The sequence below is a fragment of the Aquicoccus sp. genome (assembly GCF_041686535.1).
Taxonomy (GTDB): domain Bacteria; phylum Pseudomonadota; class Alphaproteobacteria; order Rhodobacterales; family Rhodobacteraceae; genus Aquicoccus.
Genome location: NZ_JAWLDS010000079.1, coordinates 1 through 14,613 on the forward strand (window position 1 = coordinate 1; position 14,613 = coordinate 14,613).

Here is a 14,613-nt window from a genome sequence, read left to right on the forward strand (position 1 = left end):
GGGTCGTTTTCGGGGACAAGACCCCCATGATTGCAAAGAGGATAGACCCATTTCCAGACCCCGAGTCCTTCTGCTCGCCGAGGCCGCCAATCCCGAATGGGTCAGCGTGCCCTTGGTGGGGTGGTCCCTGTTCGATGCCGTGCGCCGGGTCGCCGATGTGCACCTGGTGACGCAGATCCGCAACCGCGATGCGATCCTGCGGGCCGGGCTGGTGGAGGGCCGTGATTTCACGGTCATCGACACCGAACGGCTCGAGCGGCCACTCTGGAAGCTCGGCAAGACCCTGCGCCTTGGCTGGACGAGCAAGATGGCCTTGAACGCGCTGTCATATCCTTATTTCGAACGCCTGGTCTGGGCCCGCTTCGGCGACGAGATCCTGTCGGGGGCGTATGACATCGTGCACCGGGTCACTCCGCTTTCGCCGACGGTGACCAGTTCGATCGCGGCCCGCTGCGCGGCGGCCGGCATCCCGTTCGTTCTGGGGCCCCTGAACGGCGGGTTGCCCTGGCCCCAAGAATTCGACGCCGCCCGGCGCAAGGAAAAGGAGTGGCTGTCCTATATCCGGGGCGCCTACAGGCTCACACCCGGCCGCCGGCGCATGCTCGAGGCCACCTCGGCCCTCCTGGCCGGCTCGCGCCACACGGCCAGCGAACTGCCCGGGGATCTGCAGGACCGGGTCACCTATCTGCCGGAGAACGCCATCGAGACGAAACGGTTCGGCCAGCCGGTGGAGCGTCCGTCCCCCCCGCCCTTGCGCGCCTGTTTCGTGGGCCGGCTGGTCCCCTACAAGGGGCCGGACATGCTGCTCGAGGCAGCCGCACCGCTGCTGGCCGACGGGCGGCTGACACTCGATATCGTCGGTGACGGGCCGATGATGTCCGAGCTTCGGGCCTTCGTGACCGAGCACGACCTTGGATCCGCCGTCACCTTCCACGGCTGGGTGACGCATGAAGAGGTGCCTCGCATACTGGGCCGCGCCCATGTCCTGACCTTCCCCTCGATCCGGGAATTCGGAGGGGGCGTGGTGCTCGAGGCCATGGCCCTTGGCGTGGTACCGATCGTCGTCGACTATGGCGGCCCCGGCGAGCTGGTGGGCGAAACGACGGGCTACAAGGTGCCGATCGGGCCGAGACCGCAGATCGTCGCGGCGCTGCAGGACAGGCTTGTCCGCCTCGCGGCCGCGCCGGAGGTCCTCGCGCCGCTCTCCGCCGCGGCCAGGGACGAGGTTCTCGAAAACTTCACCTGGGACGCCAAGGCCCGGAAGATCCTGTCCGTCTACACCCGGCTCCGGCCGCCCGGCGCGCGCGCCGACACCGCCTCCATGTGATAGACAACAAGGGATTTACGGAAAGCCTTCGACAAAATCCAGCATCTCGCGCCCGCCTCATCCCGCACATGAAAGAAAGAACCGCTATGTCCGAAGCAGCGCAAACCGTCTGTAACGTCTTTCTGGTGGGGGCGCCGAAATGCGCCACCTCCAGCCTGCATCTTTACCTGCGGCAGCATCCGGGCGTCTTCATGTGCTCGCCGAAAGAGCCGCATTTCTTCTCGACCGATCTGCCCGGCCTCGCCGAGGTCGGGACGCCGGATGCCTACGAGACGCTCTTTGAGAACGCGCCCGAGAACGTGTTGCGGGGCGAGGCCTCGGCCTTTTACCTGCGCAGCGAGGTGGCGGCACGGAACATCCAAGCCGCGAACCCCCAAGCGAAGATCATCGTTTCACTACGCGATCCTGTTGCCGCCTCGATCTCATGGTATCATCAACTCCGCGATGGCTTTCGCGAGGATCAGACACGCTTTGCCGCATCATGGGATCTTCAGGAGGACCGCGCGCAGGGCAGGAAGCTGCCGCCTTACGCTCCCGAACCCGAGCAACTCCAGTATCTCAGGATCTACAGCTATACGGATCAGCTGACGCGATATTTTGACGTCTTTGGCCGCGACAGCGTGCTGGTGCTGCGTTTCGAACGGATCAAGGCGGATCCTGATGGTGTTGCGGTCGAACTTCTTGACTTTCTCGATTTGCCGCCACCATCTGCCCCCCTCGCGCTCACCCGGCACAATCAAAGGCGCGAGTCGCGTGTTCCGGGGCTCACCCGGTTACTTGCCGCGCCGCCAAGACCGTTGCGCCCACTGGTCGCGCCCGCCAAGCGCGCGCTCAACGCGATTGGCATCAAGCCGAGCGAGGTCATGATGAAGCATCTCTCGCGCCCGGCCGGTCCCGATAGCGACGATACGATCGACACAGAGACCGAGGCCCGCGTGCGCGCCGCCTTCCTGCCCGAAATGCGTCGTCTTGAGGTGCTGCTCGACTGGGATATTTCAACCTGGAAGGGCTGACAGGGCGGGCCGCGATAACGGCGGCCGGGTGCAGCGCGGAGCCGGCGCGCGGCATTGGGTCCAACCTCGCTTCAGCATCTTTTTTGTGAAAAACATTAACAGGTTGCTGAAAATTGCACATGAACCGTCGGAACAACATGCACAATATGCTTGCATGGAGATCTCTCATGCGCGTCGCGTTCATCACGGGGGGCGCGTCACCATCCGGCGTGCAAAAGCCGGTCATGCATCGCCGTATCAAGATCCATGACCTGCTTGATCCGGTCTCGAACGCAACCGGATGCGACACGTTCGTGACTCGTGGCTCCGACAAGACGGGTCATGGCGCGTGCAGGCCCCAACGCGCGGCCAGCCGGGCGGTCAGGCCGATGATGGTGCCGGCAAACGGCAGGATGATGAAGATCCGGATCACGTGGAACGCCGTCACCACGGCCAGCCCCTCCTCGAGGATTTTCGCCGTCAGGGCCATTTCGGTGACGCTGCCCGGGGCCGTCGACAACAGCATGACCTGCCAGGATTGGCCGGTCAGCCAGGTCAGGCCCAGCCCCATACCGCTGCACAGCAGGATCATCAGGGCCGACGCGAGGATCGCGCCGGGAATGAACCCCCGAGCGCGGCGCAAGAGCTCGCGGTCGAACACGGCACCCAGCCAGACCCCCAGGAAGACCTGCGCCAGCACCAGCACGAGATAGGGATAGGCCGTGATCGGCAGGCTCAGGGCCGCGGCCACGGCCGCCCCGGCCAGAGACCCGATAAAGAAGGGATTGGCCAGCCCCACGGCCCACGCGGCGACGGCCCCGGTGACGCCTGCCAGGCCCAGAAGGCCCGCGCCCGTCCAGCTCCACTCCATCGCGCCGAGTGCTGCGACCGGATCCCTGACGGACCCGTCGATCGCGACGATCGCCGGCGGGATCAGGACGACCAGCAACATGATGCGCAGGGTCTGCGCAAAGATCACCGGGCCCGCAGGCACGTTGTGACGGGCGGCGAGTGTCGCGCTTTCGACCGGGCCCATCGGAATGGAGGCCAACGCCGCGGTGATGACGTCCACCCGGGTCAGCCGCATCAGGACGGCGGCCACGACGAACCCCAGGGCGATGGTCAGGATCGCAGCACCCACCATCGGAACGAGCAGCGACATCATCGCGCTGACCGCCGCCGGGGTAAACGACAGCCCCACCGAGGTGGCCACCAGGATCTGCCCGATCTGCCGTGTCTGCCCGGGGACCGGCAGGGGCCGTTCGGCCAGCCGCACCCCTGCGGCAAAGACCATCGCCCCGATCATCCAGGGCAACGGAAACCCGAGCCAATGGGCGACAAGCCCGAACAGCAGCGCCCCCGCGTAGATCAGCAGGACATGTGTCGCATGGCGAAGGATCCGGGATGGCGTCATGTGGCAAGCGTCCTCGATGATCGGATCGCGCGACCGCAAGGGCCGTGACGCGGATCTTCTATCGCCCTCGGCGGGAAGAGACGAGTCCGGTCAGGATTTGCCGATCCGCAGGACGAATCAAGCCCCGGCGATCGGACGCTTTGGCCCGTGTGATGGGACCCATCGGCGCAGCCGATACCACGAAGTGTCCGTGCGTCACGCTCTCCCTGTACCCGTTATCTTCGGGCTGCACAGCATGATGACGATGGCAGCACCGGTGCGATCATGACATATGGCACCGCGTTATTCCCCTGGTGCGCAGCCCGTCACACCCCGCGACATCGACCTCGGGACCCATACCCATGCTCGAGGAAAGAGATGCAGGCGGGCTCATATCCGGCTGAGCGGTCATGTTTGTCTATCGACTGCGCGGCGTGGCGAGAACCAGCCAGACTGCAATTACCAGCAGCACGAGCAGCAGAAGCGTTGCCGGAAAGCTGCCCGGGAACGCGGTCTCTGGATCATTCAGGCCCGCCATCTCTCCCAGCCGGTTCACTCGCACCATGGTCAGGTTCACGATCAGCGCCAGTGTGCCCAGCCAAGGCCAGGGCCACAGAACGAGGAAAAACAAGACGGATGCCATATCGTAAAGATGCAGCGGCACGCAGAAACAACAAACCGCCAGCAATGCAGACAGAACTTCGGGACCCGCCCCCTTCATCCGCGCACGGACTCCAACAATTGCACCCGCACAGGCCCCGATCGCGGCATATATCACACCCGACAAGGTAACGCGCGCGGCTCCTGGACGACGTTGGCAAGCCCGGTCAGGGCATTTGGTGCATTCGCGCCGTACCCGCCATAGGATGAGAGACCATCCAGATAGCCCGCGACGAATTCTGAAATCGGTGTCGTCACAAACACTGGAACCGAAAGGCAAAGCGAGACAAGTCCTGCCATGAGGAGCGGCATGCGCGTGGCGGGCAGAACCAGCGCGAAGCCAATAAACGGCATTGCGAGATTGGGTTTCATCGTCAGCACGATCAGCGCCAATGCGACAGCGATCGCTGAATTTCGCAGCACCCCGTAAATGAAGGCGGCAATCGCAAGGAAGGTGAAAGATGCCACCTGTCCCGTGGAAATCGACATGACCGTTCCAAGCGTCACACCTGCCAGAAGGCAGAGCAGCCCAAAATAGACAAAGAAGAACGGTGCCTGCAGGCGCATCACGGCAGCAAGCCCGAGATAGCAGCCTCCAACCACGGCGCCCGCGCTGGCCACGCCCCACGCAATGCGCGCAGCAAAGTAGTCCAGCAGTCCCAGTCCGGTCGAAACGCTCCATATATGTGGTCCATAAAGCCAGCGGTGGAAACCGCCCAAACCATCCATGTCGGAATTGGATGCCGCCATGCTGTTCGCGATTTCGCTGAAGCTGGGGGCATAAGGGTTGCCGCCCTCGAGAAAAATCCGTCCCGCGATCCAGAAATAACTGAAATCCTTGGGCGCGATGTTCCCGAGCGCGGTGCGGATCATGTAGGCGAGCACCAGCGACACGCAGAGTGCCGCAAAAAACCGGGTGATCGCATCCAGCCACCTTGGCAAGCCGGTTTCGAAGATGTCTTGCGTCTTGAGCGGCAAGGTCATGTCGGGCTCCGGAAGACGTAGATCTTCGAGATCACGAAGAAGATGATCGTGTAGATGACCATGGCCAGTCCCTGCAAAAGCAGCACGTGGTCCGTGAATGTCCGCAGACCAGCCAGAAGCACCGCCATATTGGCCCCGTAGGCGATCACGAACGCCACGACAAACCGGAACGCGGATCCTGATGCATGGGACATTTCAGAGAAAGTGAAAGCACGGTTCATCAGGTATGAATTCGTCAGGCCCGCAGCGTAGCCGATGATATTGGCCAGGACAGGGTGCAGCCCGAATAACAGCTGCGCAACTGCGATTGTGCCAAAGCCGATCACGGTGTTCACCACGCCAACCAGGCAGAAGTTCACAAGTTGTCTGAGTGTCTTGCGCACCAGGTCACCGCATGTGTGTTGGGACAGGCACCACAGGATGGTGCGCCCCATCTTGTTCGGAAGACTGCCTTGCGAACTCCTCCACTATGAAAAGCGGCCGGTTCTTGGCCTGTACATACATACGTCCGACATATTCGCCGATTATGCCGATCACGATCAACTGGATGCTCCCGAACAGCACAATTATCCCGGAAAGCGAGACCCAGCCCTCCACCGTATCCCCCGACAGCCAGCTGACAGCGATGTATATCAAAAGCGGGACGGACAGGGCCGCGGTAATCAGGCCAAGCCAAGAGGCCAGACGCAGCGGCACGATCGAAAAGCCGGTCAACGCGTCCATTGTCAGCCTAAGCATGCGTCGCAATGGATATTTGGTCTCTCCGGCAAAGCGCTCATCGCGATGATACTCGATCGCGGCTTGCCTGAACCCGATCCAGCTGACCATGCCGCGGATAAAGCGATGCTGTTCGGGCATGGCGTTCAACACGTCGAGCGCGCGTCGGCTCATCAGACGAAAGTCGCCCGTATCCCTGGGGATATCTACCTCCGACAGCCTGTTGAGCAGGCGATAGAACATCGACGAGGACGCCTTTTTGAATGCCGTCTCTCCCTTTCGACTGATACGCTTGCCATAAACCACGTCATTGCCGGCATCCATGAGCGCCATCATTCGAGGCAGAAGTTCCGGAGGGTCCTGCAGATCGGCATCGAGGATCAGGATCCGCTTGCCTGTCGCGTATCGAAGCCCGGCCGACAGGGCGATCTGGTGACCGAAATTCCGCGACAGCAACACACCGGCGAACCTGCCGTCTTCGGCCGTGATCGCAACGATTGCCTCGCGTGTTCCGTCCGAGGAGCTGTCATCGACCAGTATCACCTCCGAAGTCCCATCAACATGCGCTTCGCAGACCTCGGTGATACGGTGCCGCAGAGCGTCCAGAACCTCGATTTCATTGTAGCATGGCACAACCACAGATAAATCGACGGTCATTTCTTGCCCTTTCCTTCAACAGACACCGCACCAATCGTTTACCGCTTTTGACTGTTCGCAAAAATCTGGGCAGCGCACCTAAGAGGTTCTTTATTTTTCAATAGCTTGTGATTCGCCTTGAGCGTGTGATCAACATGGAGCCAAGAAATGTCCCGATCAGATATGAGCGACCTTGAATGGGAATCCATCAAATGTGTTTTGCTCAACAAGTCTCGCGGGGTGATCTTGTCCCGTTTCACTGGATACTCAGCCTGAATAGGTAACGCAGGATCAGACCGCGCCAGCGATGATCGACGGATCGTCCGGCCGAATATTTGCCAGCTGGAAAAACATTCCCGTCCAGATCAGCGCATCTCCAAATCACGGTTTGTCTTCGACACAGGCCCAGCCCTTTCTGATTCAGGTCCACCGGGATTACCTGGATCCAAGGACCGGCATGCAACGCTCTATAGAGCGGGGGCTGTCCTGGGTGCTAACTGGCGACCAAAAGCTATTCTTTCGTGCGCGATTTGCGTCCGGGAGACAAGTGGCCCTTCAGCTGATTATATGTGAACCCATGCAGCTTGCACAGATGACGCACTTCCTTGAGGGCTTCGGCTTTCTCGTTCTTTGCCACACGCTTTATTTCAGCTTCAAGTTCGGCCTGCTGCTGCATCAGTTCGTCTAGTTTGCTCATCGCCTTGTTCTCTCCTGTGATATTTGCCACGGATAATACTTGGTATCATGCCTACTGGTTAATCTCCGTACCTCATCACAAAAGAACTGACAATACATCCTTACACTGCGCATAAACGCAGTGGCCAAATGGATCCATGTTTGTGTCACCGGTCACGAGGCACGGTTTTTCGAGACAATTCAGAGCGCTTTTTCCATTGAAAGAAAAAGCATGGACAAACAAGACAAGCTACCTCTCCGTTCTTCCCTCGATCGCCGAGGGGGGTGCCGGTGCAGTTACATCCTCGGGTTGACGTTTTTCGTAGAAGGCATTTCCGCCTGTCGTGAGGACATAGTGCATGTTGTCGTAAGAGGGTTGATACCAGGCTGCATGAAAAAATCTGGCGCTCGCGATATCTGGGTGTCTTTCACCCCTGTAAACCGCCCGTGAGGCAGCTCGTGCAAGGGGGGCTGACCTGCCGTTCATTTCCCTGGTCATAACGCCGGGAGCGAACTGGTTTCTCTGGCTGACAACACCGCAGATCGTATCCGGAAAATCATCGGATTGAACACGGTTCATGACCACGCTCCCGACCGCGATCATCCCGTCCCGGCTGGAGCGGTTGGATTCGAAATACATGGCCCGTGCCATACAATCCATTTCGGTTGCGGACCGGGCCACCCGAGATGAGCTGCCGCACCCCGCCAGGACGCAGAGGATGCCAAATGTCAGGATGATCCGTCTCTTGGTGCAGGGTCGCGGCAAATTCAGGACCTTCCGAGGATTTCTTGTCGCTGATGTCAAACAGATCAGAGCTTTCCAGCAAAATCTGATGCAGACAAGAAGAACCTGCTCATACGAAAACGGCGGCCTGAAAGGCCGCCGTATATGCCGTTTATCGTGTCCATCAGGCTGGATTGACCGGCTTCAGGCGGCCTTTTTCACGGCATCTGTCGCCTTGTCCTTGGCTTGATTTGCCGTCTCCGTCACCTTGCTGGACAGGTCTTCGCGGGCCTTGGACGCGAACTCGGTTGTCTCGGTACCGAATTCCTGCGTGACGCCACTGAAAGACTGGGCCGTGCGCATGAAGAGATCCATCTGCTTTTGCACGAAGTCGCTATACGCCTTGCCGTAATCGGCGGGCTCGTCGTGCACTGCGGTGACCTCGCGCATATTCGAGAACGCCTCCTTGGCGGTGTCGGACGCGATGTCTGTCGACTTCGTGGCGGCCTCGACGGCGATCGAGGTCATACGCTCGTTCGCACTTGCCAAGGTCTTGAATGCTTCCTGGAAACCTTGCGCATCGAAGAGGCTCTGGATGTCGTTGGTGGCGGATTTCGTGTTCTGCTTGGCCATGTCTGGTCCCTTTCCGGTGTAACGGGATGTGTCGTGTGCTGTAATCTCCAAGTGATGCTGCGATGCAGCATTTACAAGGGGCAGGAAGACCGGCACAGCACAGAGATCGACGTTGATGACCGTTATCAATGCCGCCATCTTGCAAGAGACGGGGTGAAAGAAGAACACCCCGACGCGTGCAACCGCTTTCATCCACAAGCTGTAACAACTCTGCCTGAAGATTGACGAAATGCCCGAGGTCTGGCCGGTCGTCCCGCGCTACGCGCATCACGGCATTCGCCGCAGGATTCATGGGTGATATCTGATTTTCTATCGCATGGATGCTGGTCGGATCATGGTTCTCCACAGTCTCAACGGCACGATGGACTTCGAGACTATCCTTTTCTCCAACGGCTGATGGCGGTCATCCTGTCTGATCTTTCAAGTGGTCACCCGCCACATCCGGAACCGCCCCTGCCCTGTCAACTCCCGGACCAGGCCGTGCGCCTCGAAGCAGGCGAGGTTTCTCTGGACCGCGGCACGGCTGGCACCCGTGAGCGCTTCGGCCATGGGGGCCGTCACCAGCGGCCAGCCGAGCAGAGCCTCGACCAATCGCGGTGGTGTTCGGCCCGAAAGATTTACAATGCGATCCCGGGCGGTGATCTCCCATTGCTCCAGCTGGTCGAGATGCCGCATCGCGCGGAGGATCCCCTGCCCTGACGCGTCCAGCCAGCGCCTCAGCTTGTCGGCGGGGTCACCTCCTCCGCGCAACCGGCCAGCGCCGGTCGCGGCAATTGGCACGAAGAACGCGCTCCCCTGCCCGTCGCTGGCGGACAGGCGCAAGGCCACCACCCCGCCTTCCAGGACATCGCCCTGCAAACCGATCCCCGACATCGGCCACAGGTGGAAGGCAAGACAGGCGCGGACGATCGGATGCAAATTGTCCGCCGCCTTCATGAGATCATTCCAGGCAGCAACCCTGTCGGACAGGGGGTCTTCCCCCTCGACCTCGTGCCGGTCGAGAAATCCCGCGAGATCAGGCTCCGGCCCCGGTCCGCCCGACAGGCGGCGAAACGTCCAGGCCGCGCGCTGCAAGGCCGTCGTGTCGTCACCGGCGGCGCTGATGTGCATGGCCTGCCACAAGCCCAACCGGTCCACGGAGACCCGATCTCCGGCCAACCAGCTGAGGTCGGAGGCTTCCATCAAGGCAAGCCGATGACGCCACCCCGCAGGGGCAGATCGCAGCCGTTGATCCAAGGCCCCGAACCGGGCCGCCACCCGGGCGAGGGGCAGCGCCTGCGCTCCCTGCGCCTGTTCCCAGGCCTCGATCCGGTCGTGCTCGCCTGGTTCCCCACGGGGCAAGGGGGCAAGCAGGTCGGACCCGTCCCCCGGAGGACCGGGAAGGAACCACAGGTCGTCTTCCGCGGTCTCACCGTCACAGGGATGGGGGGCCGATCTATCGGATTCATTATCTATATCACACAGATGCTTTTTCATATGTGCAAAATACAAGGTTTTTGCATATCACCGAAGTGTTTTCTCAATACGCCGATTGGCCCCTTGCATCGGGGCCATCCGGATCTGTCCGATATGGCCGCCTCGTCATGCCCGGTGCAGGCAAACCAAGGAGATTCCGGCAAGACGGATCGCAGGACCCGGTCTTGCATGCGCTTCTAAACGACCGTTTAATTGCATGTTATGAAATTGCAAACAAAGCCAGACCCATGCCCCTGATCGGTTACGCGCGTGTCTCAACCGAGGATCAGACCCCCCTGCCCCAGCTTCAGGCGCTGGACGCCGCCGGCTGCACCGAACTGCACGAGGAACACGCCTCTGGCGGCGACCGGGCCCGGCCGGTGCTCGCCCGCGTTCTGGAGCGTGTGGGCCGCGGTGACACGCTGGTCGTCCTGCGCCTCGACCGTCTGGCGCGATCGCTGGCGCATCTTCTGGAGGTGATCGAACGGCTTGACGCGAGAGGCGCGTTCTTTCGGTCCCTGGAAGACCCGATCGACACGGCCAGCCCGCAGGGCAAGTTCACGCTGCAGGTGCTGGGGGCCGCGGCCGAGTTCGAACGCGCCCTGATCCGCGAGCGCACCAGGGCCGGGCTGGTCAGCGCCCGCAGCGCGGGCCGGGTCGGTGGCAATCCGGGCCTGCGCGCGCGGGATCCGGCGGCGCGGCGCAAGGTCCGGCTGGCCCGGCAGGCGGGCTACATGGATCGGCTGCACGAGGCCGCGCCGGACTGGGTGCCGCATGTCCGCCGCCTGCGCCCGGACATGCCATGGGAGGATGTACTGCGGATCATCAACGCCCCCCTGCCCGCAGACCGCCGCTGGACCCATGGCCGCCTGCTGCGCGCCGTGCGGGCCTATGTGCGCGATGGCTTGCTGTCCGACACCGTGCTCCGCCGCGCGGGCCGGCGCGAGAGCGACGACCGCCTGCCCGCCATCGTCGCCGCCATCAAGGGCGCGGATCCCGATATCACGTTGCAGGCGATCTGCGACCGGCTCGAGGCGATGCGCGAACGCACTCCGCGCGGACGCACAAGCTGGCAGCCCTCCTCGGTCAGGATGCTGCTGGAGCGGGCCGAAAGATCAGGGCTGCTGTAAGGCAACGTCGTCAGCGGTAACCGCGCCGGCGCTTGGCCGCCATCAGTTCTGCCAGGGCATCGACCGCCCGGCCCTCGTCGGGATGATGGTCGATGCGCACCTGCCCGGACCCGCCGATGCGGCCCCATTCGCGGATCAGCGACGCCCCTCCGAACAGGTCGCGCTGAACCATCATCAGGTAAAACCGGCGCATGTTCCGCGACGGGTCCTCGCGGCACAGATGCGTTCGGTCAGGGAAAATCTCGAGCTGCATGACACCACTATATTTTGTAGGCGGACCCGCTATCAACATGAAACCATGATCCGAGCGGCACGACCGCCCCCATGAGACGCCTCGGAATGTTTCGCGTGCGAAACATCCCCAAGCCCCGTTCAATCACGGGTCCTGCTGCGAAGCCATGCTTCAAGCGCGTCGCGAAACGCGGCATCGACACCCGGCCCCGACAGGTGCACCGCCCCGCCGCTCTGGCTGAGACGAACCCCCGGAGAAATCTCGACCGCCGCGGCCGGCGGGGCGCGGCGCGCTCGGTTCGGCCGCGTCCCGGCGCCTGCTTCCGGCGCCGGTTCCGAAGGTGCCGCACGCTCGGCCTCGGCCGCGATGAAATCCGCCAAAAGGGCCTGCTCGGCCTCCAGATCGGGTCTGTCCGCTTCCATCAACCGATCCCGCAGCCGCGCCTGTGCGGTCGCGTCCTCTTCGACGATCTTCGCCAGCGACAGCCCCAGCCGTTCGGTCAGCGCCTGGGGAAAGCGTACGAAATCGCCCAGGGCCTGGTAGAGGGTCAGGAAGGATCCGATCTTGGAGCGTTTCGCGCGCGACGCACTCGCAAAGAGCGATTGCAGCGCCGTCTTGGTGGACGGGTAGACACCGGCCTCGACCGCCCTGGCCGCGATCCGCGCGCGTTCGTAATAGGACAGGCCGAGGCGGATCTCGTTTTCCTCGACCATCGCCAGGTAGGCGGCCTGCGCGTTTTCCGGCTGTCGCAGCAGGGCAAGCACCGTGGCAAAGCGCGCCTCGCCGGTTTCCTCGTACAACTGCCGAAGCGCCGTCAGACGCCGCCAGCCCGAGATCAGCCCGTACCGGTTTTGCCCGATATCGGCGACCTCGACCGGGCTGCGCTGCCCGTGGTCGCGCAGACTGTCGACGAGGGCGGCGAAATCCGGATCCTCGGTGGTGCCGGGATCGAGGCGGTCACGAACCAGCCACGCCGTCTCGACCGCCTCGAGCGGCAGACGCAGCACCAGACGGCCCTCGCTGCGCGCGCTGTCGAGTTCCCGGCGAACCTCGTCGAAGGCGGCGTTGACCGAGGTTTCCCCGGCGATCCGGGCGATCGGGGCCGAGGCGGTCGATCTCGTCTCGGCCTCCGAGGGGGCGAGATGATCCTGCAGCGGCCCCCCGAGACGTTTACGCTTGGCCATGGGCGGTCTCCCGGAACATGAGAACAGGCAGGGCGAATGTTTCGCGCGCGAGACATCCACGGTGCGGTGCGAATGTTTCGCACGCGAAACATTCCGGGGGCAGGTGCTGAGGCAGGGGACCGGTCATTGCGCCGCCTCCGATGCGGTCTTTTCCAGCTGATCGCGGCGCCAGACCCCGTAAAGCAGCTTCTTGAAGGCGGCATAGGTCGCATCGAAGGTCTCGCGCCCGCGGATATAGGTCTCGCGGTTGAAATCGCGGTAATCGGCCTCGTAGATGCCGCTGACCTGTTCACCGGCCTGGCCGATCAGCGCAGTGTAATCCTGCCGCTGCGGGGCCAGCGCGGGCCCCAGATAGGCTTGCATCAGCCCGGCCATCTCGGCCTGCTGCGCGGCGTCGTAGCGGGTGATCAGCGCGCGCACCGCGTCCCATTCGAACCGCACCCCGTCGCGGCCAAGCGCGCGGGCCGCCATGTTCTCGCCCTCCTCGATGGATTGAAACGTGGCATGCAGCATCTCGAAGAACCGCCCCGTGGAATCGAATTCGAGAAACGATGCGCCCAGAGGCACCAGCAGGATATCGGCGGCCGACAACCCGTTGATCGTCAGATAGCCAAGGGCCGGCGGCGTGTCCAGAAACACCAGGTCATACTCCTGCAGCACGCCATCGGCCTCCAGGCTTTCGGTCAGCGCATCCCACAGCTTCCAGCTGCGCGCGCCCATCCGCCAGACGGGGATCTGGAACTCGGACCAGTAAAGGTTCAGCTGCGCACCAATGAGGTCGATATTGGGCCAGTGGGTGTTCTGGATGAGGTCCTGCGCGCGCATCTTCATCGCGTCATCAAGCGTGTCGTCGATCGCCACCGGCGCCTCGTTGCGCTGCGCGCGCTGGCGGTTGTCCTCCTGCAGGTGGCGGCCGTAATGGCGTGCCAGCAGCGGAAAGATGGTGGACCATTCATCCTCGACGCGGCCCCCGAATATCGAGGTCATCGAGCCCTGGCTGTCGAGATCGATCACCAGCACCCGGTATCCGTCGAGCGCGGCCGACATCGCCAGATGCGCCGCCGTCGAGGTCTTGCCGACCCCGCCTTTGAAATTCGCCACCGCGACCATCTTGGCGGGGAGGCCCTCGGGGCGCCACGGCTGGTATTCCTTGGTCTTGGATCCTTCGGCGGCGAAATGCGCGCGCAGCCGCAGTACCTCGTCGAGGGTGAACCATTTCGCGCCGCCATCGGTTTCCGAGCGGCCCTGCGGCAGATCGGGATTGGCCTTCAGCACGCGGCGAAAATGCGCCGTGGCGATCGGGATCAGGTAGCGGGTGATCTCCCAGGTCGAGAAGCGCCGCAACTGCCGCCTGCCGCCCTCGTCGAGCCCACGCGAGGCCAGATCGCGGCGCCCGCGCAGGCAGGCTTCGGCGATACGTCCGAAATCGGTCGTCTGCTGCGGCGAGTCGAGATCGGCCATCGCGGCATCGGGTGAAATGTTGAAATAAGGGGGCAGGGGGGATGATCCGTCACGTACCATGATTTACCTTATGTGCTGCGTTTTAGGATATGTACCTCAAAAAAGCGAACATGGAAATGAAATCATGCTTTCATGGGGTGCGATTCGGCTGGTTGATTGCGGTTTTCTCTGCAAATCCAGCCATTTCAGCCCGTTCGGCGGCAGGATTGGGAGCAAGCAGAAATCTTCCGATGTTAAAATATTGTTATTATTTGTTACGGCTTGTCAGAAAATCTGCAAGAACCTGATTTAACGTGTTTTTCCATGGTTTCTGTGCAGGCTCGTGATTCCGGTCCCACGATAGGACGACTCTGAACCCACGATCATCCGATTCCGATGCCACGTTCATCGCGTGTCCGATGCTGGACCCG

At 62.2% G+C, this 14,613-nt stretch carries 15 protein-coding genes; 3 read left to right on the plus strand and 12 right to left on the minus strand.

Features of this window, described 5'->3' with window-relative positions; genetic code table 11:
- The first annotated feature begins 70 nt into the window (after positions 1-70).
- Both ACESL9_RS13805 and ACESL9_RS13810 read left to right on the plus strand, forming a co-directional pair.
- Complete coding sequence (locus tag ACESL9_RS13805) at positions 71-1,327, plus strand: glycosyltransferase family 4 protein (protein ID WP_372675010.1); 1,257 nt, start codon at positions 71-73, stop codon at positions 1,325-1,327.
- A gap of 86 nt (positions 1,328-1,413) precedes the next feature.
- Positions 1,414-2,340, plus strand: a complete 927-nt coding sequence (locus ACESL9_RS13810) for a sulfotransferase family protein (protein WP_372674997.1) — start codon at positions 1,414-1,416, stop codon at positions 2,338-2,340.
- A 319-nt stretch (positions 2,341-2,659) separates the two neighbouring features.
- Here ACESL9_RS13810 and ACESL9_RS13815 read toward each other — a convergent pair whose 3' ends face one another.
- From ACESL9_RS13815 to ACESL9_RS13855, 9 genes are all read right to left on the minus strand, one after another.
- On the minus strand, positions 2,660-3,733 hold the full coding sequence (locus ACESL9_RS13815; protein ID WP_372674998.1) for an AbrB family transcriptional regulator: 1,074 nt from the start codon (positions 3,731-3,733) through the stop codon (positions 2,660-2,662).
- A 397-nt stretch (positions 3,734-4,130) separates the two neighbouring features.
- Complete coding sequence (locus ACESL9_RS13820; protein ID WP_372674999.1) at positions 4,131-4,355, minus strand: hypothetical protein; 225 nt, start codon at positions 4,353-4,355, stop codon at positions 4,131-4,133.
- A gap of 131 nt (positions 4,356-4,486) precedes the next feature.
- Positions 4,487-5,356: a hypothetical protein gene (locus ACESL9_RS13825; protein WP_372675000.1), complete on the minus strand. Its 870-nt coding sequence runs from the start codon at positions 5,354-5,356 to the stop codon at positions 4,487-4,489.
- Complete coding sequence (locus ACESL9_RS13830; protein WP_372675001.1) at positions 5,353-5,739, minus strand: GtrA family protein; 387 nt, start codon at positions 5,737-5,739, stop codon at positions 5,353-5,355. Before ACESL9_RS13830 ends, ACESL9_RS13825 begins: the two co-directional genes overlap by 4 nt.
- A gap of 4 nt (positions 5,740-5,743) precedes the next feature.
- A complete protein-coding gene (locus ACESL9_RS13835) occupies positions 5,744-6,730 on the minus strand; it encodes a glycosyltransferase family 2 protein (RefSeq protein WP_372675002.1) in 987 nt (328 codons plus the stop codon).
- A gap of 490 nt (positions 6,731-7,220) precedes the next feature.
- Entirely contained in the window at positions 7,221-7,406 is a 186-nt protein-coding gene (locus ACESL9_RS13840) for a hypothetical protein (RefSeq protein WP_372675003.1), read from the minus strand.
- A gap of 228 nt (positions 7,407-7,634) precedes the next feature.
- Positions 7,635-8,156 carry a cell wall hydrolase gene (locus ACESL9_RS13845; protein ID WP_372675011.1) on the minus strand — a complete coding sequence of 174 codons (522 nt, stop codon included), beginning with the start codon at positions 8,154-8,156 and terminating at the stop codon, positions 7,635-7,637.
- Between the two features lie 156 nt (positions 8,157-8,312).
- Entirely contained in the window at positions 8,313-8,741 is a 429-nt protein-coding gene (locus tag ACESL9_RS13850) for a phasin family protein (RefSeq protein ID WP_372675004.1), read from the minus strand.
- Positions 8,742-9,161: 420 nt separating this feature from the next.
- A complete protein-coding gene (locus tag ACESL9_RS13855) occupies positions 9,162-9,923 on the minus strand; it encodes a helix-turn-helix domain-containing protein (RefSeq protein ID WP_372675005.1) in 762 nt (253 codons plus the stop codon).
- Between the two features lie 521 nt (positions 9,924-10,444).
- Between ACESL9_RS13855 and ACESL9_RS13860 the strand changes: the two genes are divergently transcribed.
- Complete coding sequence (locus ACESL9_RS13860) at positions 10,445-11,326, plus strand: recombinase family protein (protein ID WP_372675006.1); 882 nt, start codon at positions 10,445-10,447, stop codon at positions 11,324-11,326.
- 10 nt (positions 11,327-11,336) lie between these two features.
- On the opposite strand, the gene ACESL9_RS13865 is transcribed toward ACESL9_RS13860, so the two are convergent.
- The 3 genes from ACESL9_RS13865 to ACESL9_RS13875 all read right to left on the minus strand — a co-directional run bounded on the left by ACESL9_RS13865 (position 11,337) and on the right by ACESL9_RS13875 (position 14,263).
- Positions 11,337-11,579, minus strand: a complete 243-nt coding sequence (locus ACESL9_RS13865) for a WGR domain-containing protein (RefSeq protein WP_372675007.1) — start codon at positions 11,577-11,579, stop codon at positions 11,337-11,339.
- Between the two features lie 119 nt (positions 11,580-11,698).
- Positions 11,699-12,742 (minus strand): ParB/RepB/Spo0J family partition protein, encoded by a 1,044-nt coding sequence (locus ACESL9_RS13870; protein WP_372675008.1) that lies wholly within the window; start codon positions 12,740-12,742, stop codon positions 11,699-11,701.
- Between the two features lie 123 nt (positions 12,743-12,865).
- The gene (locus ACESL9_RS13875; RefSeq protein WP_372675009.1) at positions 12,866-14,263 is read right to left on the minus strand and encodes an AAA family ATPase; all 1,398 of its coding nucleotides are present in this window, start codon (positions 14,261-14,263) and stop codon (positions 12,866-12,868) included.
- Between the last annotated feature and the right edge of the window lie 350 nt (positions 14,264-14,613).